The 19,939-nt window shown below is 59.8% G+C and carries 18 protein-coding genes, 1 tRNA gene and 3 pseudogenes; 11 read left to right on the top strand and 11 right to left on the bottom strand.

Annotated features, from left to right (window positions below; translation table 11 throughout):
- Positions 1 to 246 precede the first annotated feature (246 nt).
- On the top strand, positions 247 to 1,284 hold the full coding sequence (locus BMY36_RS11195) for a tyrosine-type recombinase/integrase (RefSeq protein WP_050519934.1): 1,038 nt from the start codon (positions 247 to 249) through the stop codon (positions 1,282 to 1,284).
- Positions 1,285 to 1,349: 65 nt separating this feature from the next.
- Here BMY36_RS11195 and BMY36_RS11190 read toward each other — a convergent pair.
- Positions 1,350 to 1,426, bottom strand: a tRNA-Ile gene (locus tag BMY36_RS11190).
- 138 nt (positions 1,427 to 1,564) lie between these two features.
- Here BMY36_RS11190 and BMY36_RS11185 point away from each other — a divergent pair.
- Entirely contained in the window at positions 1,565 to 2,524 is a 960-nt protein-coding gene (locus tag BMY36_RS11185) for a flagellar motor switch protein FliM (protein ID WP_139194015.1), read from the top strand.
- A gap of 13 nt (positions 2,525 to 2,537) precedes the next feature.
- Here the strand turns inward: BMY36_RS11185 and acuI are convergent, their stop codons facing one another.
- Genes acuI through BMY36_RS11165 form a run of 4 tightly spaced genes read right to left on the bottom strand, consistent with a single transcriptional unit; the run spans position 2,538 to position 6,080 of the window.
- Positions 2,538 to 3,527, bottom strand: coding sequence for an acryloyl-CoA reductase (acuI, locus tag BMY36_RS11180; RefSeq protein WP_050519933.1), 990 nt, complete (start codon positions 3,525 to 3,527; stop codon positions 2,538 to 2,540).
- Between the two features lie 12 nt (positions 3,528 to 3,539).
- A complete protein-coding gene (locus BMY36_RS11175; protein ID WP_050519932.1) occupies positions 3,540 to 4,640 on the bottom strand; it encodes a dimethylsulfoniopropionate demethylase in 1,101 nt (366 codons plus the stop codon).
- Positions 4,641 to 5,264 (bottom strand): DUF1326 domain-containing protein, encoded by a 624-nt coding sequence (locus BMY36_RS11170; protein ID WP_050519931.1) that lies wholly within the window; start codon positions 5,262 to 5,264, stop codon positions 4,641 to 4,643.
- Between the two features lie 12 nt (positions 5,265 to 5,276).
- Entirely contained in the window at positions 5,277 to 6,080 is an 804-nt protein-coding gene (locus BMY36_RS11165; RefSeq protein WP_082224859.1) for a DUF2182 domain-containing protein, read from the bottom strand.
- Between the two features lie 135 nt (positions 6,081 to 6,215).
- Here BMY36_RS11165 and BMY36_RS11160 point away from each other — a divergent pair, with 135 nt between their 5' ends.
- The 8 genes from BMY36_RS11160 (at position 6,216) to BMY36_RS11125 (ending at position 12,419) form a co-directional block, all read left to right on the top strand.
- A complete protein-coding gene (locus BMY36_RS11160) occupies positions 6,216 to 6,968 on the top strand; it encodes a FadR/GntR family transcriptional regulator (protein WP_231579721.1) in 753 nt (250 codons plus the stop codon).
- A gap of 167 nt (positions 6,969 to 7,135) precedes the next feature.
- Complete coding sequence (locus BMY36_RS11155) at positions 7,136 to 7,588, top strand: c-type cytochrome (RefSeq protein ID WP_050519974.1); 453 nt, start codon at positions 7,136 to 7,138, stop codon at positions 7,586 to 7,588.
- Between the two features lie 69 nt (positions 7,589 to 7,657).
- A complete protein-coding gene (locus BMY36_RS11150; protein ID WP_050519930.1) occupies positions 7,658 to 9,007 on the top strand; it encodes a cbb3-type cytochrome c oxidase subunit I in 1,350 nt (449 codons plus the stop codon).
- 2 nt (positions 9,008 to 9,009) lie between these two features.
- A complete protein-coding gene (locus tag BMY36_RS11145) occupies positions 9,010 to 9,801 on the top strand; it encodes a CbbQ/NirQ/NorQ/GpvN family protein (RefSeq protein ID WP_414811684.1) in 792 nt (263 codons plus the stop codon).
- 12 nt (positions 9,802 to 9,813) lie between these two features.
- On the top strand, positions 9,814 to 11,709 hold the full coding sequence (locus BMY36_RS11140) for a nitric oxide reductase activation protein NorD (RefSeq protein WP_050519928.1): 1,896 nt from the start codon (positions 9,814 to 9,816) through the stop codon (positions 11,707 to 11,709).
- A gap of 1 nt (position 11,710) precedes the next feature.
- Positions 11,711 to 11,884 (top strand): hypothetical protein, encoded by a 174-nt coding sequence (locus BMY36_RS11135; protein WP_050519927.1) that lies wholly within the window; start codon positions 11,711 to 11,713, stop codon positions 11,882 to 11,884.
- On the top strand, positions 11,881 to 12,171 hold the full coding sequence (locus BMY36_RS11130) for a hypothetical protein (RefSeq protein WP_050519926.1): 291 nt from the start codon (positions 11,881 to 11,883) through the stop codon (positions 12,169 to 12,171). The genes BMY36_RS11135 and BMY36_RS11130 overlap by 4 nt, the downstream gene beginning before the upstream one ends.
- Positions 12,168 to 12,419: a DUF6522 family protein gene (locus BMY36_RS11125; protein WP_050519925.1), complete on the top strand. Its 252-nt coding sequence runs from the start codon at positions 12,168 to 12,170 to the stop codon at positions 12,417 to 12,419. The genes BMY36_RS11130 and BMY36_RS11125 overlap by 4 nt, the downstream gene beginning before the upstream one ends.
- Before the next feature lie 262 nt (positions 12,420 to 12,681).
- Here the strand turns inward: BMY36_RS11125 and BMY36_RS20885 are convergent, their stop codons facing one another.
- The 4 genes and pseudogenes from BMY36_RS20885 to BMY36_RS11110 all read right to left on the bottom strand — a co-directional run bounded on the left by BMY36_RS20885 (position 12,682) and on the right by BMY36_RS11110 (position 16,315).
- Positions 12,682 to 13,893, bottom strand: a complete 1,212-nt coding sequence (locus tag BMY36_RS20885; protein WP_336469877.1) for a Hint domain-containing protein — start codon at positions 13,891 to 13,893, stop codon at positions 12,682 to 12,684.
- 177 nt (positions 13,894 to 14,070) lie between these two features.
- Positions 14,071 to 14,367, bottom strand: a pseudogene (locus BMY36_RS20880) (calcium-binding protein); the annotation flags it as partial.
- 18 nt (positions 14,368 to 14,385) lie between these two features.
- Positions 14,386 to 14,916, bottom strand: coding sequence for a calcium-binding protein (locus tag BMY36_RS11115; protein WP_050519923.1), 531 nt, complete (start codon positions 14,914 to 14,916; stop codon positions 14,386 to 14,388).
- Positions 14,840 to 16,315: a calcium-binding protein gene (locus BMY36_RS11110; RefSeq protein ID WP_175469288.1), complete on the bottom strand. Its 1,476-nt coding sequence runs from the start codon at positions 16,313 to 16,315 to the stop codon at positions 14,840 to 14,842. Before BMY36_RS11110 ends, BMY36_RS11115 begins: the two co-directional genes overlap by 77 nt.
- Between BMY36_RS11110 and BMY36_RS19915 the strand changes: the two genes are divergently transcribed.
- Positions 16,301 to 16,696 (top strand): hypothetical protein, encoded by a 396-nt coding sequence (locus BMY36_RS19915; RefSeq protein ID WP_175469287.1) that lies wholly within the window; start codon positions 16,301 to 16,303, stop codon positions 16,694 to 16,696. The genes BMY36_RS11110 and BMY36_RS19915 overlap by 15 nt on opposite strands.
- Positions 16,697 to 16,713: 17 nt before the next feature.
- On the opposite strand, the pseudogene istB reads toward BMY36_RS19915, so the two are convergent.
- Both istB and istA read right to left on the bottom strand, forming a co-directional pair.
- Positions 16,714 to 17,488 (bottom strand): annotated as a pseudogene (gene istB, locus BMY36_RS11100) (IS21-like element helper ATPase IstB).
- Positions 17,489 to 17,500: 12 nt separating this feature from the next.
- Positions 17,501 to 19,049 (bottom strand): annotated as a pseudogene (gene istA / locus BMY36_RS11095) (IS21 family transposase).
- Positions 19,050 to 19,939 lie beyond the last annotated feature (890 nt).

The following is a 19,939-nucleotide window of genomic DNA, read 5'->3' as shown; positions in this document are numbered from 1 at the left end:
TATACAGGCTACGACACTGTGACAACACAACCGCTATTCGGAGGCTAACCAGTGCCTAACACCCCTACCCTACCCGCTAGACGCAGATCGACACAAGCTGCACTAGACCGCACTCTGCGAGTTGCTGAGAGGCACGGTAGGGTGGCGGTCGGCGCAAAGCATTACCCTAACGGGGTTGTGGAGTTTACGTTCGCGGGTTCTGACACCGCAGCATCAACTTCCAATAACCCGTGGGATGAATAAGCCATGAAACAGAAAGCGTACCCCGGCGTGAGCCATTATCGTGATCGTCACCAGAAGCTACGGTGGCGGTATCGCAAGGACGGCGTGACCTTTAATCTGGGAACAGTGTATGGGTCCGACGAGTTCAACCGCAGGTACGCGGCTGCTGTTAATGGCGAAAGGCTCGGCAAGCAGGTTATAGGAAAGGTTCACTCAGGCTCCCAACCCGGTAGCCTGTCCGCCGTGATAGAGGGGTGGTATCAGTCTGTGGAGTTCAAAGCCCTCGGACCAGTTACCCAACGGGGCTACAGGTACATCGCTACCCGGCTGAATGACCAGCATGGTGAGAAGCCTGTAGCCCGCCTTGGCCGTGAGCACATCAAGCAATTCATGGCCGACAAGATCAATACGCCATCCAGCGCAAACAACGATCTGCGTGTATGGCGATTTCTCCTAGACTACGCCGTGGACCACAGCATTACACCCACGAACGTAGCGAGGACGATCAAGAAGCTGTCTACAGGAAGCACAGGCTTTCACACATGGACAGAAGACGAGATCAGCGAGTTCTATGGGACGCACCTGATGGGCAGCATGGCGCACCGTGCTATGACACTGATGCTGTACACAGCAGCAGCTAGATGTGACGCAGTGCAGTTCGGCCCCGCTAACATTAAAGAGGGACGACTGCGGTACACCCGGCAGAAGATGAAAACACGACAAGGCGTTGTAATTGATATGCCCGTGCATCCTTACCTGCAAGAGACACTGGAATACGCCGATGGCATGTCAACATTCCTAGAGACTGACGTGGGAAAGCCCCGGTCGGTCAACGGGGTGGGTAACGCCATGCGGGCTTGGTGTGATGAAGCAGGGCTTCCTCTTTGTAGCAGCCACGGACTGCGCAAGGCTTGCGCAAGGCGACTGATTGAGGCTGGGTGTACCCCGCATGAAATGATGTCGATCACTGGGCACAAAACACTCGCAGAGGCCCAGAAGTACGCCGACACCTTCAACAGAAGTAGCGCAGCGGACCGCGCTATGGCTAAGAACTCAGGCTAACCCGTTTTCAAGGTTAGCCCCACTTAGAGGTAACACCATGAAATAACACACTTAAATCAAGGTAATGGTAGGCCCGGCAGGACTTGAACCCGCAACCAAGGCGTTATGAGCGCCCTGCTCTAACCAGTTGAGCTACAGGCCCGGAACAACGCAAACGCGCACCCGTTCGGACAAAATCTTGCTAAGCGCAAGCGCAGACCGGGTCAAGGAGAGTTTGAATGCGTTAACCGATCAGAAACCTGTTTCTGCGAAAACGAAAAAGTCGGATACGGGGGTGAACTTGGAACAAAGCGGCATAAAACGAAAGATCAGCCAGTCACGCAAGAACAGCGTCCCCACAGTTGTAAAAGGAGCTCCAAAAGCGTGGAAGCTGGCATTTGCCCGCGCGGCGCGTGATGCAATGGGCCTTGAACTCGATATGACAGCCTTATCGCTGAACCGGCGGTCCTTAAATGAACTGCTGGATCTGCCAACCGACTGCGCTTTGATTGTCATGCTGGAAGGGCCAAAGGATGGTTTGGGCCTAATGGTCCTGTCACCCGAAGTGTTGGCAGGAATTTTGGAAATGCAAATGGTGGGCAAGGTCAGTGGCACCGCCGCCCTGCTGCGCCGCCCCACCCGCACCGATGCGGCGATGGTGTCCAGCCTGATCGACCGCGCCCTTGACGGGCTGGAGGCGGAGCTGTTGCAATCCAACGACCTCATCTGGACCAGCGGCTTTCGCTATGCCTCTTTCCTCGAGGATGCGCGCCCTTTGGCGCTGCTGCTGGAGGATGTCACCTATCAATTGATGCAAGCGGATATCAGTCTGGGCAATGGCGCAAAAACCGGGCAGGTTTTTTTGGCGCTGCCCGCAGATGGCAAGGGACGCCACCCCAAAACCCCCGATGCCCCGCCCAGCCGCGCCGCAGAAATGGTTTTTGAAGCCGCTCTGGGCGCCCAAGTGATGGAGGCGACCGCAGATTTGGTCGCCGTGTTGGTCCGCATGAAACTGCCACTGGACATGATCTTGAACCTGAAAGTCGGCGATCCGTTGCCCTTGGGCAGTGCCGCTTTAGATAAAATCGACATCGAAGGGCTGAATGGCACCCGTCTTGCGGGCGGCAAACTGGGGCAAAATCGCGGGATGCGGGCGGTGCGCTTTATGGAAACCACCAAGTTAACCGACCTCACCCGACCGGACCCTGCCGTGCAAGCCCAAATGCTGCCTTTGGCATCTGTCTTGCAACGCACAGGTTAGCCGGAATACAGGTTTAGGCGTTCACATCGACCACAACGCGGCCTTGGACCCGTCCTTGCAAAATATCCGCCCCAAGGCGCGGCAAATCAGACAGGGTCGCGGGCTGCACCATCGCCTCCAACTTATCCATCGGCAAATCTTGCGCAATCCGGTCCCACGCCCGCACCCGGTCATCATAAGGGCGCATCACGCTGTCAATCCCCAGCAAGTTCACGCCGCGCAGCAAAAAGGGAATAACACTGGCAGGCAAGGTCGCCCCCCCCGCAAGGCCCACCGCCGCAACGGACGCCCCGTATTTCATCTGCCCCAGCACGCGCGCCAACATGGCCCCGCCGACCGCGTCAATGCATCCGGCCCAAACCTCGCCCTCCAACGGGCGCTTTACGGTTTCGGCCAAATCGGCGCGCGCCACGATCTGCGCCGCCCCAAGGCCCCGCAAGTAATCCGCCGTTTCCGGCCGCCCGGTGACCGCCGCCACCTCATACCCCAGATGCGCCAAAATCGCTGTTGCCACAGACCCCACACCCCCCGCAGCCCCCGTAACCAACACCTGGCCCGCGCCCGGCACCAACCCATGATCTTCCAACGCCATGACTGCCAGCATCGCCGTAAACCCCGCCGTGCCCACCGCCATCGCTTGGCGCGTGGTCAAACCGGCTGGCAGCGGCACCAGCCAATCGGCCTTCACCCGCGCTTTTTGCGCATAACCGCCCCAACGCGCCTCGCCCACGCGCCAGCCAGTACAAATCACCTTATCGCCAACCGCATATCGCGGGTCCGATGAAGCCTCAACCACCCCCGCAAAATCAATCCCCGGCACATGCGGATAGGTCCGCACCAACCCGCCCCCCGGCCCCACACAAATCCCGTCTTTGTAATTGACCGTGGAAAATTCCACCGCAACCGTCACGTCCCCTTCGGGCAAACGGTCCATCCCGATGGATCGCACCGCCGCATGGGTTTTGCCCTCTGCGTCTTTTTCAACCAACAATGCGTTGAACATCAAAAACCTCCTTCAAATCCAGAATTTGTCTTGCACGGTCGCGGGCCGCATCCCGTCTGGCGTTTCCACCTCCAGCACCGTACCCGCATCCCAATGCGTCATCCGCACCATGCCAATCGCCACATTCACCCCAAAATCGGGGCTGCGCGCGGCAGATGTCACCTGCCCCACCCGTTTGCCCCCCGCCATCAGCGGCCACACCCGGTCGCACGGCGGAATGTCGCCCCCAATCGCGATGGGGCGAATTTGCTGCACCGGGCCTTCCTTGGCCACCCGCAACAGCGCATCGCGGCCAATGCAACCCACCGCCGTATGCGTGTTGCAAAACTTGCCCAAACCCGCCTCATGCGGGGTGTTGTCGCGGGTCATGTCGTTGCCATAAGACAGCAAACCGCCCTCAATCCGCTCGATCAAATTTGGGCAACCTGCGCGCACGCCCAAATCCTCGCCCGCCGCAAACAGCGCGTCCCACAGCGGCATCCCGATGTCGGTGCCATCGACGTAAATCTCAAACCCGCCTTGTTTGGAATAGCCCGACCGCGCAATCGCCAAACTGCGGCCTTGAAAGTCGAACCAACCAAAGCGGAAAAACCGCACGTGGCGTATCTCCTCGCCAAACACCCGCGCCATCAAATCGTCGGCTTTCGGCCCCTGCACAGCCAGCGGCGAGACGTCCGGCTCATCCACCAACACGTCCAGCCGGAACCCCAGCGCCACCGCCTTGACCCACAGCAGCAAATCACTGTCCGCGATCGAAATCCAATACCGATCTTCGGCCAGCTTCACCGCCACCGGGTCATTCAGCATGCCCCCGGTTTCATCCACCATCGGCACATAATAGCATTGCCCCGGCAGCATCCCCCGCAAATCGCGCGGCGTCAGCATTTGCATCAATCGCGCCGCATCCGGGCCGCGCACCTCCACCTGCCGCTCAACGGCCACATCCCAAACCTGCACATGGTCCTTCAGGTGGCGATAATCGGCGGTGATGCTTTCAAAAACGGTGGGCAGCAGCATGCGGTTGTAAACCGTATACCCCTTTACCCCCGCAGCCTCTACGCCCGCCGAAAACGGGGTGCGCCGAACCCGGCGTGAGGGTGCAATCGTTGCCATTTACCGCGGACCTTTCCAATCAATCTGACAAATCTCGGCGGACCGCCCGTCGAAATCCCACACGCGGCCATAGGCCCGCACCCGGCCTTTGTCGGCCTGCGCGACCGTAATATCGGCCCCCATCCAGTATTCGGTATTGGTCACCACAATTTCGGCGTCCGGGTTCTTGCCCGTCACAGGCGTAATCGAGCCATTGATCTTTTTACCCACCACCAAATGCCGCGTCTTGCCTTCGGTCACATAACTCACAGGGGACCGTTCCGCGCCCAAAAACTCGGACACCATCACGCCAAACAACCCCGTGGTGCCCCGCGCCTTGCCCGAAAAAATCCGAACCAAGCCGTCATAGGCTTTGTCGCTGGCCCGCTCATCAATATACGCCGCCGCTTTCCAATTGCCGCGCCCCATATTGCCCGGAATGTCCATAATCAGCCCGATGTTCAGCCCCGAAAGGTCCTCACCATCGTAATGCCCCTCATCCACCCGCACGCCAACCCAGGCTTGGCAATAGCCTTCGGTCGGTGGGTGTTTGCCCAAACTCACCACGCACGGGCAAAACACCGTGCAATTGCAGTTGAGGATCAGCTCCCCCTTCATCGTCCATTCCGGCAAATCCAGCGCCATTGGTGTCTCCCTTCACCCCGTTACAAGGCTGCGCAGGGCGACAATCACCCCCGCAGCAATCAAGAAATACCCCATCGGTCGCGTCAAAATTCGGCCAATATCGGGCAGTTTTTCCAGCGTCATGAACAAGGTCGCAAGCCCCATCCAGACCAAATTCATCGTGCCGCCCACGAACCCCAGCGCCATCAGCGCCCAGCAACAGCCAAGGCACAAAACACCCAATTGCACGCCCATCCGCCCCGCATGGGCCGCCCCCGGCTGCCAGCGCTCCATGAAAAAGGTCAATGGCATCCGGCACTTGGCCAAACACGCCTCTTTCAAGGGCGTGAATTGATACGCCCCTGCGCCCAGCAGCAACAACGCGGTAAACCAGCCCGAAACGCTGGCCCCGGTCATGCCCACCAGCCCCGCGCCTGATGCAAAATACTGCGCCCCAGCACCCATCACGGATGCGCCCAGCCACACGACCAGATAACCCGCCACCAACGCCACCGCCCCGCGCCCATCCGCCGCCCCGCTGTGCGACAGGTCCATAAAACACCGCAGCGCGGGCACGAATGTTGGCAGCATCATCGCCATCGACATAATCGCCCACATCGCAACCAAAGGCAAAAATTCCGCCTGCCCCGCCGCGATGCACAAAGATGCCCAAAAATCGGCGGGCATATCGCCAAGGCCTTGCGCCGGGTTTTGCACCGCCATCGCAAACACCGCCAGCCACGCCGCCAGCACCGCCGCATAAAACCCAATCCATGCCAGCGCCGCCCGGTTCAAACCAGCCAAACCGCGCAAAGGGGAAGGGGACAAAAACGCCATGCAGCCACCCAGAAAAAGGGAATCGCAGGACACCCCTAGACGGGTGCGCCGCTTGCCCCTAGATTTCCCTGACACCCGCCAAATGTCAAACATTTAATTGTAAGACATATAAAACCCTACAGCGTCAGGACCCGCATGACCCACCCCTACCCCATGGCCGCTGAAGGCGAATTGTCCCTGCGCATTTCCGCCGCCCTGCGCGACGCCATCATCGCGGGCCGCCTGCTGGTCGATCAACGCTTGCCGTCTGAACAAGAGCTTGCTGACAGTTTCGGGGTCTCTCGCCCCACCATCCGCGAGGCGCTGAAACGACTGGCCGCCCAAAACCTGATCCGCACCCAGCGCGGTGCCACCGGCGGCGCCTTCGTGAACCGCCTGTCGTTTGAAGAGGCGTATGGCCAACAAATCACCACTTCCACCCTCCTTTTGTCGATGAACGAAGTTGATTTTGAAACAGCCTGCGAGGCGCGCTATGCCCTCGAACGCGCTTGCATCCCCCTTTCGGCCCAGCGCCGCAGCAATGACCACCTCGCCACCATGCGCGCAGAAATTCACCGCCAATCGCAACCCGGCCTCAGCGACCAAGGGTTCTGCGCCTCCGATGTCGCCTTTCACCGTGCGCTGGTCGATGGCGCGCACAACCCCGTGCTGTCTTATCAACTCGCCGGCGCTGTCGAAGCGATGCAGCCCTTGATGAACATGATCACTTTTACCGCCCGGTCGCGCACCCGCATCATCGCCCTGCACGCCGACATCGCCACAGCGATTGAAGCGCACGACGCCCACGCGGCCGAAACCGCCCTTGCCACGCTTGCGTCCTATACCATTGATCTGGCAAACGACATCCGCGCGCGCCGCAAAACCCGGCAAGCCCCCCAAACGGAGTGATCTTGGCCCAAAATCCGCGCAAAACCCCGTAAATCACTCCCATACCGGCACCGCCAAACCGCCCCCCATAAACAAGCCAAACAGCGCGAATGTTGCGCTGGCGCAAACTTGGCTGCGGTGTCGCGGTGTATCCCCCTTACAGGTATTCACTGAATGGGGGCCGTGACATGGCAGAATTTCTTACAAAATCAAGGGCGCGTAACATCTTCTATGGGGGGTCTATCTTCTTTGTCGTGGTGTTCATCATCCTGACAGCGCAAAGCCATAAATATGTGGTGGAGGTGTCAACCGCCGGCATGCCACTCAGCGAAGAGGTCATCCTTGGCAAGCATGTCTGGGAACGCCATTCCTGCATCAACTGCCACACATTGCACGGCGAAGGTGCGTATTTCGCGCCCGAGGTTGGCAATGTGATGACCCGCTGGGGCGTGCAGGACGACCCCGAGGATGCATTCGACACCCTCAAAGGCTGGATGGAGGCGCAGCCCAGCGGCATTGAGGGGCGTCGCCAAATGCCACAATTCAATCTGACCGACGCCGAAATTCGTGGGCTGGCAGAATTTTTCCGCTGGGCCGACCAAACCGACACGCAGGGTTGGCCGCCCAACGATGCGGGTTGATGGGACAAGCGTGACCCGAAACGGGAGAACCGATTTTCGGAAAAATCACGCGCAAAAAGGAAACAAATCATGAAATATCAAACACAAAGAGTGGCCTACTGGTACTTTCTTGCAGCGATGGGGCTGTTTGGAATTCAGGTCCTTGGCGGGCTGTTGGCGGGGTGGATTTATGTCTCCCCCAACTTCTTGTCCGAAATCCTGCCCTTCAACATTATCCGCATGATCCACACCAACGCCCTCATCGTCTGGCTGTTGCTCGGCTTTTTCGGGGCTGCCTATTTTATGGTCCCCGAGGAATCGGAGCGTGAGATTTATTCGGTTAAACTCGCCTACCTGCAACTGATTATCTTGGTGGTCGGCACGCTTGGGGCCGTTGGCAGCTACCTCGTCGGCATCCACGGCGGGCGCGAATTTCTGGAACAACCGCTTTGGGTCAAATTCGGCATCTTGGTCGCCGCACTTATTTTTCTGTTCAACATCTCAATGACGGTGCTTGCGGGCAAAAAAACCGCGATTACCAACGTTTTGTTGATGGGCCTGTGGCTGTTGTCCTTGCTGTGGGTGTTTGCCTTCATCAACCCCGATAACCTCAGCTTGGACAAAATGTACTGGTGGTTCGTGGTTCACCTGTGGGTGGAAGCGACTTGGGAATTGGTCATGGCCGCAATCCTTGCCTTTTTACTGCTAAAGCTGACAGGCGTGGACCGTGAAGTGGTCGAAAAATGGCTTTACGTCATCGTCGCCACGGCATTGTTCAGCGGCATCCTCGGCACAGGCCACCATTTTTACTGGATTGGTCTGCCCGGTTACTGGCAGTGGGTCGGCTCCATCTTCTCCACGTTTGAGGTTATCCCGTTTTTCTTGATGATGTCTTTCGCCTTCATCATGGTCTGGAAGGGCAAGCGCAACCACCCCAACAAAGCTGCCCTTTTGTGGTCGCTGGGGTCCAGCACCGTTGCTTTCTTTGGCGCAGGTGTCTGGGGGTTCTTGCACACGCTGCACGGGGTTAACTTCTATTCCCACGGCACACAGATCACAGCCGCCCACGGGCACCTGTCGTTCTATGGCGCTTATGTGGCCTTGAACCTTGCGATCTTTACCTATGCGTTTCCACTGCTGCGGGGCCGCCAGCCTTATAACCAAGTGCTGAACATGGTCAGCTTTTGGCTAATGACCGGCGGCATGGCCTTTATGACCTTTGTTTTGACATTCGCAGGCACCATCCAAACCCATATGCAAAGGGTTGTGGGCGATTATTACATGGATGTCCAAGACAGCTTGTCGATCTTTTATATAATGCGCTTTGGCGCGGGGATTGCGGTGGTGATCGGTGCGCTGTTGTTCATCTATTCGCAGCTGGTGATCCGCAACCGCGAGATTATCGAACCCGGCCCTGCCGTCACCATGCCAGGGGAATGATGATGAAAGATCTTGCACAAACCATCCCCCACTATGCCCCCTCTGGCCGCGAATGTGCGCTGTTTACGATGGCCCATACACATGGTTTGCCCCTTCTTTTGAAGGGGCCGACCGGCTGTGGCAAAACCCGGTTTGTCGAACATATGGCCGCCACACTGGGCAAACCTTTGTTCACCGTGGCCTGTCATGATGATCTGTCCGCCGCCGACCTTATCGGGCGCTACCTGCTGAAAGGTGGCGAAACCGTTTGGGTCGATGGTCCCCTGACCCGCGCCGTGCGGGAGGGGGGGATCTGCTATCTGGATGAGGTGATTGAGGCGCGCAAAGATGTAACGGTCGTCTTGCACCCCCTAACCGACAATCGCCGCACCCTGATGATTGACCGCACGGGAGAGGAGCTGGTCGCCCCCGCAGGCTTTATGCTGGTGGCCAGCTATAACCCCGGCTATCAAAACGTGCTGAAACGGATGAAGCCGAGCACGCGGCAACGCTTCCTTTCAGTCACATTCGACTTTCCCAAACCCGATCTGGAACTGGCCGTGGTGGTCCGTGAAAGCGGGCTGGATGCTGCGCGCGTGGCCCCTCTGGTTCGGCTTGCGGGCCATATCCGCGCCCTATCCGGCATGGACCTCGAGGAAGGTGTCTCCACCCGCCTGCTGATCTATGCCGCCACTTTGATGGCGGGCGGCATGGCAATCCCCCAAGCGATTGAAGCCGCGATCATTGAACCGTTAAGCGATGATGCTGATGTTCAGACCGCCCTGCGCGATCTGGTCGCCACGGTCTACGGATAAAAGGGGCGCACCATGAAACTGCTGGACCTGATGGAGCCGGAGGAGACGATCGGCAACCTGTGGCACGATATGGCGCATGGCATGGGCGGCGACGCTGTCCATGCGGGCGCTGCCGTGACACTGGCGCAGGTCCGGCCCAGCCTTGCGGTGTTGTTTCGTGCCCTTGGCGGCGATGCGGGCGTGGAAATGTCGGAAACGGCCGCCACCCTCACCCGCCACCGCCGCAGCCTGCAACGCAAGCTGGGGGCAGAACGCGAAAAGGAATATATCGCCAGCTTTGACGGGGCGCGCCTGCGCCTGCCCCCGTTCATCGCCGTCTATGCCGACCCGAAACTGAACCGCGCCACCTATTTCTGGCTGGTGGCCCTCGCCGCTTTTGCCAAGGTGCCCCAAGCCACCGCAAACCCGGATACCGCCAGCGCCCAAATCGCCGACAGCGCCCAAATCACCGCCAATGCCGCAGCGGCAGATCTGGCCCATGCCGCCTGCCCCGGCCTGCGCGCGGCCTATGCCGAAATGCGCGCACAAACCTTGCACGCGCGCGCCACCCTTCACCTTCCAGCACCCGAGGCCGCGATGGAACAAGCCGTGTGTGACCACCTTAACGGCACCCCCACAGCCCCGCCAAACGTGGCGCAAAACCGCAGCTACATGCCCTTTGCCCCCGTGCCCTTCTGGCTGCGCTTTACCGATGCAACGGCAGGCGCAGGCGCCGATCACGCCCCGGATGCGGCAGCGCCACCGCCCCCAACCGCCGCCACCACCACCCGCAAACTGGGCGAACGCCGCGACCGGGATGAGGCGAACCGCAAAGACAGCTTCATCCTGCACCGCTTCGAATCCATCTTTTCATGGGTCGAATCCATGAACTTGAACCGCAGCGTCGATGATGACGACACCGAAAACGCCCAAAAGGCCGCCGATGATCAAGACAACATCACCCTGTCCAAAGTCAACAAACGCGCCGCAACCCGCCTGCGCCTGCACCTTGATCTGTCCCCAACAGATGCAGACACCGAGGCGTTGGCTGGCAAATTCACCTATCCCGAATGGAACCACCGCAGCCGCAGCTATATGGCCGACCACACCCGCGTGCTGGATGCCCCCGCCGTGCCCGACCCGGACGAGACGTTCATCCCCAACGCCGCCCGCGCCCGCGAGGTGCGCCGCCAATTCGAAACCCTGCGCCCCCGCCGCATCCTGCAACCCCGCCAAATCGACGGCAGCGACCTTGACCTTGATGCCCTGATCACCGCACAGGCCGATCTGCGCGCCACAGGCACCGGCAGCGACCGCATCTGGCACGCCGCCCGCCAAATTGAACGCGATCTGGCTGTGGCCTTCCTCATCGACACGTCCCGATCAACCGAGGCGGCGGTGGGCGACACTTGCGTGATTGACGTGGCGCGCGAAGCGTTGGCCGCGCTGGCCACGGGCATTGATGCAGCGGGCGACAGCCTTGGCATTTGGGGGTTTTCCTCTTTGCGCCGCGACCGCGTGTTTTTGACCCGCTGCAAAGGGTTTGACGATAAAATGGGCCCCGCCATCACCGCCAATATCTGCGCGCTGCGGCCCGGCCATTACACCCGGCTGGGGGCCGCCATCCGCCACACCTCTGCGATGCTGGCGCTGCAACCCGCCGCGCGCAAATTGCTGATCGTGCTGACCGACGGCAAACCCAATGATCTGGACCATTACGAAGGCCAACACGGGGTTGAGGACAGCCGCATGGCCGTGCGCGAGGCGCGGCGCGCCGGACAATCCCTGCACGGCGTTATCATTGATGAGGATGGTCAAGATTGGTTCGCCCGCATCTTTGGCCGCGGCGGTTTCAGCCTGATGTCCAACCCCGAACGCTTGCCACGCGCCCTGCCCGATATTTACCGCACCCTGACAACGGAGTCTTAACATGCGCCTGCTTTCCCTTCTGACCATCCTCATGGCATCTCCCGCCTTTGCAACCGCCTTTGACCGCCCAATCCCGCAGGCGCAATCGGCCACCGCCGAGTTTTGGTTCGCAATCGCGTCCCTCGCTTTGATGGCCGCCCTGTGGCTGGTCCATCATCTGGTCATGCGCAAGTGAACAGGCGCGGCTGGTCCACTGCGCGCATTGCACTGGTGCTATATCCCTTTGCGGCAGGGGCGGCGGCGGTAAACGTATTCTTCGCCTCCCTCATCGGCAGTTGGGTCGGCGGGCCAGTGCTGTCAAGCGCGTTGTCCCTGACACTGGGCTGCGTGATCGGCGCGCCCGCAACCCTTGCCTTTGCCCGCCATATCAGGCGACTAATGGACCGTGCCGATGGAACAAACGCGGCAGACGTGACAAACGCGGCCGATGGGCCCAATGGAACCAACAAGGCGACATCTTGAAAATCACCATGACGAACGGCCAGCCCACCATCGACGCCCATGACCTGGGCCCCCTCTTGGGGCTGCCCCCCGCAGCGGTGCCCGAAAAAATGCGCAGCGGCGATATCACCAGCCGGTTTGAGGCGGGCGACGGCACAGATGCTGGCCGCTTTCGCCTCTCTTTTTACCACGCGGGCAAACGCCTGCGCCTAACCTGTGCCGCGGATGGCACCGTTATCTCGACAACCCATGTTCCTGTTGGTAAATAACCAAATCCCAATCAGCTTACGCCCATGCCTGTCGGATTCTGCAAGGACTTATCCCCCCTTCCCTGCAGCGCCATACCCCACAGGTATCCATCACTCCAACGACTTTTCATCAGAATACCCTGTTTCCAAGCGGTCAGCACCAAATGAAAAAACGGGGCAATCCGACACGAACCCTAACGCCCATCTGCCTTTCTGAACCCCCTCCACCCCTGCGGTCAGGCCTGACGCGTCCCATCAAAACGGGCAAGCGTATTTCCAAACGTCACCCACAAAGACCGGGACGACACAACATTGCCAACGCGCGGCAGTCCTGCACCCTGCGCAATCCACCTTGCGCAATGACTTTTGCCACCTGCTGCCCGGCAAGAACCCGACGTGCGCGGGGGCCGTACAAGGCTTCAAAATCATCGCGCGGCAGGCCAGCGCCGATCACGGCCGCAATCGCCCGCTGCACCTGTGGCTGCACCGCCGCCATGGCCATGCGCCCGGGATAAAAGCTTTCCATCGCCGCCCCATCCGCATCCAAAATGGCATGACGATCCAGCAAAATATGGTGATAACCAACCTGACGCTTGCCCATTGCCACCCGTCCCCCCGCAAACCCCGCACGGGCCAGATGGATGGCGCGGACAAACACCTCCTCGCCGTTCAGCACCATCAGAATGCAATGCTGCGGCGAAACCAGCACCGCCTGACGGTTCCCCAAACTGCCCGGCGCGCACAGAACCGGCAAAAGATGCGGGTTTGCCGCCAAATCACAGCGGGTCAACTGCTGCGCCCCGACCCAAAGAATGGGCAGCGCCGCCCCATCATGGGTCATCACCCGCGCGCCCGCCTGCAAGGTTTCCACCACCCGCCAGCCTTGCGGGGTTCGAATGAGCGTGCCAGTGCCAAAACACGGAAACTCCATGCGGGCCATGGCTTGCTTGCTGTCTACATCTTTAGGGGCCACGCCTTGCAGCACGATCGTCTCCCCCTCGGGAAAGGTTAAAACAGCGTTGCCATTCCCGTCATCGCTGACAATGACATCGCTGGCCTTGATCGGATCGCCCCCCGTGGTGCGCAGTTCGCTGACATCAAGCTGGTCCAGGGTTTTGCCATTCACCAGCGTGACGTTGAAACCCGCAACCACATCGCCGCCGCCGCCCGCATCGAACACAAACAGGTCGGCCCCATCGCCACCCACAAGGCTGTCATTGCCCGCGCCGCCACTCAGCGTGTCTGACCCCGCACCACCATAAAGCAGGTCATTGCCGGCGTCCCCCGCGAGCGTGTCATCGCCATCGCCGCCAAACAGTGAATCGTTCCCAACCCCGCCCTGCAACTGGTCATCGCCCGCGCCGCCAAACAGCGTGTCGTTGCCCGCGCCCGCAACCACGCGGTCATGACCAGCACCGATCTGGTCGCAATCGGCATCCGTGTAACCGGCACCCATGCTGTCGGCACCCGCAGTGCCATCGATCTGCCCAGCCATGCGGATAGTCTCAATCTCATAGAATGTCAGCGTGCCGCCACCGCTGGCCGCAGTAAATGTAACCGTTTCCGCCTCATTGTTGCCACCGCCATAGCTGATGCTTTGCACATCCGCATGGTTCAGGATCAGCGTGTCATTGTCGGTTCCGCCCTCGCCACCAACAACGGTATCGCCCGCACCGCCGCAAAACACATCGGCACCATCTTCGCCGTACAAAAGGTCAGCACCGGCCCCACCAAAGATCGTGTCATCGCCCGCCTCGCCCGTGATCGTGTCGGCACCGTCGCCGTCACCGCCATAAAACAAGTCGCTACCGCCACCCGCGCCAATAAAGTCATTTCCTGCCCCACCATCCAGAACGGCATCACCGCTGCCATCCACAATGCTGTCGTCGCCGTCACCACCAAAGGACTGGTTTCCGCTGGCATCGCCACCGTAAATTGTGTCGTCACCGGCATCGCCATACATCACATCTTTTGCATCGCTGTCGCCTTACAGTACATCGTTGCCGCTGCCCCCGAACATCGTGTCGCTGCCCGCAGTGCCTGTGATCCCGTCATTGCCATCGCCCGCCACAACAAAATCGGGGCTGCCACCGGTATCGCCAATACTGTCCACGCCGCTGGTGCCCAGACGCAGGTCATAGACGACACCGTTGAACGCAATCTGTTCAATCCCAGTCAGCGTATCAGTGCCTTCGCCGCCCACGGTATCGGCGACAATGACGTTGCTGCCAGATAGGGTGACGGTGAAATTGCTGGCAGGCCCCGCGTATACCGCGCGGTCCGTGCCCGACCCACCATCCAAAAGGTCATTGCCCGCACCGCCGGTCAACGTGTCATTATTGCTGCCGCCATCCAGCGTGTCATTGCCCGCGCCGCCCGAAAGGCTGTCATTGCTGCTGCCGCCGATCAGGCTGTCGGCACCGCTGCCCCCTGTGATGCTGTCATTGCCGCCGCCGCCATCGACCGTCACCCCAGACGTGGCAGCCGTGCCGATGAACGTATCGGCGCTGCCGCCCATCACGAACTGTTCGATTTCTGAAAATGCGGCAGTGCTTTTGCGCGCTGATGAAATTGCCCGCCTCGGACCTGTTCAGTGTGATGTTTTGCGCACCCGACGACCCGCTTGTGTCCAGCACATCGACATCCGTGCCAGTTTCACCACCAAAAATAGTGTCATTGCCAAAGTTACTGTCCAGGATGAAACGGTCCGACCCCTCACCACCGAACAGCACATCATTGCCCGCGCCACCGGTCAGCGTGTCGTTGCCCGCATCGCCCGCAAGCCTGTCATCGCCAATCCCGCCAAACACCCGGTCATTGCCGCTGCCCGCCGCAATCGTGTCATTGCCCGCGCCGCCATAAACCGTGTCACTGCCCGCGCCGATCTGGTCCCCATCCGCATCGACAAAGCCAGCCTCCATGCTGTCATTGCCGCCCGTGCCATCCACCTGCCCAATAATGCGAACATTCTCGATATCGGAAAAGCTCAGCGTCCCCCCACCGCTCGCGGCGGTAAAGGTGACAGTGCCAGATTCGCCGCCGCTGCCGTAAGTGATGCTTTCGACGTTTTCAAGAAACAGCGTGTCATTGTCGATGCCCGTAGACCCGCCGAACACCGTATCCCCAGCCCCGGCATAGAAAACGTCAGCCCCGGAATCACCAGACAGGTTATCAGCCCCCGCGCCGCCATAAAGCGTGTCATTATCGTCGCCGCCGTAAACCGTATCGGCGCCATCGTCGCCATACAGCACATCCTCGCCTCCGGAACCGGAAACGGTGTCATCCGCATCGCCCCCATACACCGTATTATTGCCAAGCCCCCCAGAAACCCCGTCATTTCCGGCGTCGCCGTAAATTAGGTCATCGCCCGCGTCACCGTTAACGGTATCATTGCCCGCGCCACCAAAAACTGTGTCATTGCCAGCATCGGCATGGATCGTATCAGCCCCGTCTTCGCCATAAGCCAGATCATCGCCCGCACCGGCATAAAGCTGGTCATTGCCAGCGCCGCCATAAAATGCGTCAGCGCCGTCACCCCCATAGGCCGCATCATTGCCACAGCCGGTCACAAACAGATCGGAGCCGATGCCGCCAAAAAGGTTGTCATTCCCGGTGCCGCCCGCGCGCAAATTATACACAACGCCGTTGAAATCAATCTGTTCAATCCCCGACAGGGTGTCGGTGCCTTCGCCACCCACGGTACCATTCACGATGATATCTGACCCCGACGCGGTGAAGCTGAAATTGCTGGCAGGCCCCGCGTAAACCACCCGGTCGGTGCCTGCCCCACCAATCAGCATGTCATTGACCGCAAGGTAGATGAAGGCGCAAGCAACTTCCTTTTGTCGGTGGTGCGAGGTGTCCAGCCACGCGATGAATTGGAGGCCATGCTTGCAGTGCAGATGGCGGCTATCCATCAGGCCACCATGATGATGGCGCGGCGGTTGAACCATGTGGAGAACATCGCCCAGCAAGACTCCGCCGAACGCGCCTTGAACAAGCTGGCCCGCACCTATGCCACCCAGATGGAGGCATTGAAACGCTATCGCACGGGCGGGCAACAAAAGGTTACAGTGGAGCATGTGACAGTGAACGCGGGCGAGCAAGCCATTGTGGGGGCCGTGCCGCATGGGGGGCGGGTGGTGATGAAAAGTGACACCAACCCCATACACAAGGCCCACAGCGCGCCAAGATGTGCGCATTCCACGGAAGTTGGGCAGCTATTCCACGCGATCGTGGGCACTCGTTCCACGGCATCGTGGGCAGTCATTCCACGCCAAGTTGGGCAGGTGGTTTGACCGACAGGTTCATTGATTCAGGGTCGTTGTGTCAGGTCAAGGCTTGAGTTTCGTGCGGCTGCCTTTCGCATACTTTCTCCGGTAAGTTTTAGCCTGTGTGCGTTATGAACGAGACGTCGAGGATGGCATCGGCCAGGGTTGGGTCACCAATGGCCTCGTGCCAGTGCTCAACGGGCAATTGGCTTGTGACGATGGTGGAGGCGCGGCCGTGGCGGTCTTCGAAGATTTCCAGCAGGTCGCGGCGCTCTGCTGCGGTCAGGACGGCGAGACCCCAGTCGTCAATGATCAGCACTTCCATGCGGGCGATGGTTTTGAGGATGCGCGCGTGGCGGCCATCGCCTCGGGCGAGGGCGAGCGCTTCGAACATGCGCGGGGCACGCTGGTAGAGGACAGGCCGCCCGTCACGGCAGGCCTTGTGACCTAGGGCGCAGGCGATCCAGCTTTTGCCAAGGCCGGTGGGGCCAGTTATCAGCAGGTTCTCATGCCGCGCGATCCAAGCGCCATCGGCAAGATGCGCCATGACACTGCGGTCAATGCCGCGGGGTGTGCGAAGGTCGAGATCCCAAAGCCTTGAAGATCTGCGCTTGCATCCTGGCGCAGGGCGGCGAACTTGAGCCGGGAGGCGAGCTTTTTGGCGTCGCGTTCTGCGGCTTCTCGGTCAACCAGCAGGCCGAGGCGCTCTTCAAACGACAGGTCATCAAAAACGGTCGACCTGCGTTGCTCTTCAAGCGCCGATGCAATTCCGGTCAGGCCGAGAGCCAGAAGTCGGTCATGGGTGGGGTGGGTCAGCATTCTGTTCCTTTCTCAGTGGTAATAGCCGCCAACACGAATGTTGGCGTGTTGGAGGGGGGAGGCTTCTTCGGGGCCTTCCAGGAAGGCACGATCAAGGCCGTTCTTGAGGATCGAACGGATGGACGTGACCGTGCGAGCACGGATGGTAACACCCCGCTGACAGGCCGCGTCAACGCGCGCGGGCCCATAGGTTTTGACCAAGGCCAGCACACCCAGACAGGTGCGAAAGCCCTGCTCGGGGTGCGGGCGGTCGGCCATGACCATCTCACAAAATGCGGCCACGGCGGGGCCGGTCTTCGTTGCCTGCGCCAGCATTCTGGCCGGCGTCCATTCGGCAAAGCGGCGATGTGCAGAGGGTATGTGGTCGGCCACAGTCACGTGGCTGCGCCGACCCGGGGTGCGCAGATGGCTCGCAACCCGTTGGCCACAATGGAATATCTCGACGCTCGGACCGCTTGTGCGAACATCGACTTCTTGTTTGATCAGCGCGAAGGGCACGGAATACCAAGAACTGTCGACTTCGACATGATAGTCGGGTGCAACACGGGCGCGCTTCCACCGGGCGAAGACATAAGGCTCGGGCGGCAAAGGCTGAAGGTTGGGCCGGTCCAGCGTGGCGAACAGATCGGCACGGCTGGCGCCGTAGCCGCGCATCACGCGCATGTTTAACTCGTCCAGCAGCCGCCGGATCGCAACATTCAGTTCCACCAATGAGAAGAACCGATGGTTGCGCAGCCGTGCCAGTATCCAGCGTTGCGCCACTTGCACGGCCACCTCGACCTTCGCCTTGTCACGGGGCTTGCGCGGTCGCGCGGGCAGAACGGCCGTGTCGTAATGCGCCGCCATCTCGGCATAGGTCCGGTTCAGCCCCGGGTCGAACCGGTCTGCTTTGATCACGGCTGACTTCAGATTGTCCGGCACCACGGCCTTCGGCACGCCACCGAGAAAGGCAAACATCCGGGCATGGGCGAGGATCCAGTCTTCCAATCCCTCCGATGCGACCACCTCAGCATAGGTGTAATTCGAGGCCCCCATCGTCGCCACGAACAGCTTCATGGCCCGCGCTTCCCCGGTCGCGGGGTCAATCACATCAATCGTGTCGCCCGCAAAGTCGACGAATATCTTCTCGCCACCCACATGCGTTTGGCGCATTGTCGGCCGCACCCGGCCCTTCCAGGCGTCAAAATGCTCGCAAAACCAAGCATAGCCAAGCATAGCCAAACCCATCCGGGGATTGCGCGCGATACTCCTCCCACAACAGCGCACGCGTCACGCCAGGTCGACGCAACTCTTGGTCAATCGCCGCCCAATCCGGTACTGATCGGTTCAAGAGCGAAGCCATCGGCGGTCGAGGGAACAGCAGCAACTCCAAGCTGTCGTCGTCCAGATCTGAGGGTAGCGGCCACAATAGGCCAGCTTGGGTGAAACGCATCAGATAATTCCCGACCGTTCCCTTGCTCAGTCCAAGGGACCCAGCAATCGCCCGATCGCTCATCCCCTGGCTGAACTTCAATCTTAAAAGGTCTCGTATACGGCGCATAGATAATCTCTCGGTGGGCATAGGCACTCCTGGCTGCTTTAAAAGCCAAAACCTATGCCATTTGATTGTCGATCAAACCTGCCCACGATCCCGTGGAATGGCTGCCCACCTTCGCGTGGAATGAGCGCCCATCATCACGTGGAATCGATGCCCATCATCACGTGGAATCGATGCCCATCATCACGTGGAACACGCACAAAGATGCACCGCATCGGCCAAAACAACGGGCAAGCGCTGCAAATCCCCGGCGCGGCACAACTGGCACGTTTGCCGGATGCACAGCGCGGGCGGTGGCGCACCAACTGCCCCCCCCAATGGGGCATGGGTGCATGGTGACAGACCACAAGCAACCATGCAAAACAGGCGCTATATAATGGCGCTGGTGAAGCTGGCACGCGATTGCGTGAACGCATTGCCCTAAACGCACGCGGGCCAATGACTGCCGACCTATGGCAACTAACCCGCTGCCCCATGCTTGGCCGTATCGGCGGGGGTATGCGCAAACCTTGGGCCGATAACATCAGGACCGATGCTTGCCCCTTCATTCACACCGATAGCTGAAAAAAATAGGGGTGGGGTTGGCGCAATCCTTAAACGGTGCAAGCAAAGTACCGGAGGGGGATGCAAATTGCGCGCATCCACAATTCAGAGAATTTGGGCGTTTGGGTAATGCCTGAAACTTAACCTGCGCAATCTGGGGGCAAAAAACCTATGGCCTAAGCGTTTTTTCTTTGTGGGGTTTTATGTGGGATAGCGATTCAAAACCACCAAATTATCCAATAGTTTCAATGGGTCTTGGCGGATCGAGAGGGGCTGGCCTGTTAATTTCCACGCAAATGTGAGCCGGGTTTTCCATCGAGAAGTGAGCCACCTTTAGGTTATGTTCCGCGAGTTATGCTGGCGTCAAGACA

Source organism: Pseudorhodobacter antarcticus, from assembly GCF_900110135.1.
Lineage (GTDB): Bacteria > Pseudomonadota > Alphaproteobacteria > Rhodobacterales > Rhodobacteraceae > Pseudorhodobacter > Pseudorhodobacter antarcticus.
The sequence above is the reverse complement of the archived record's forward strand: the minus strand, read 5'-3'. Positions and strand labels throughout refer to the sequence as shown.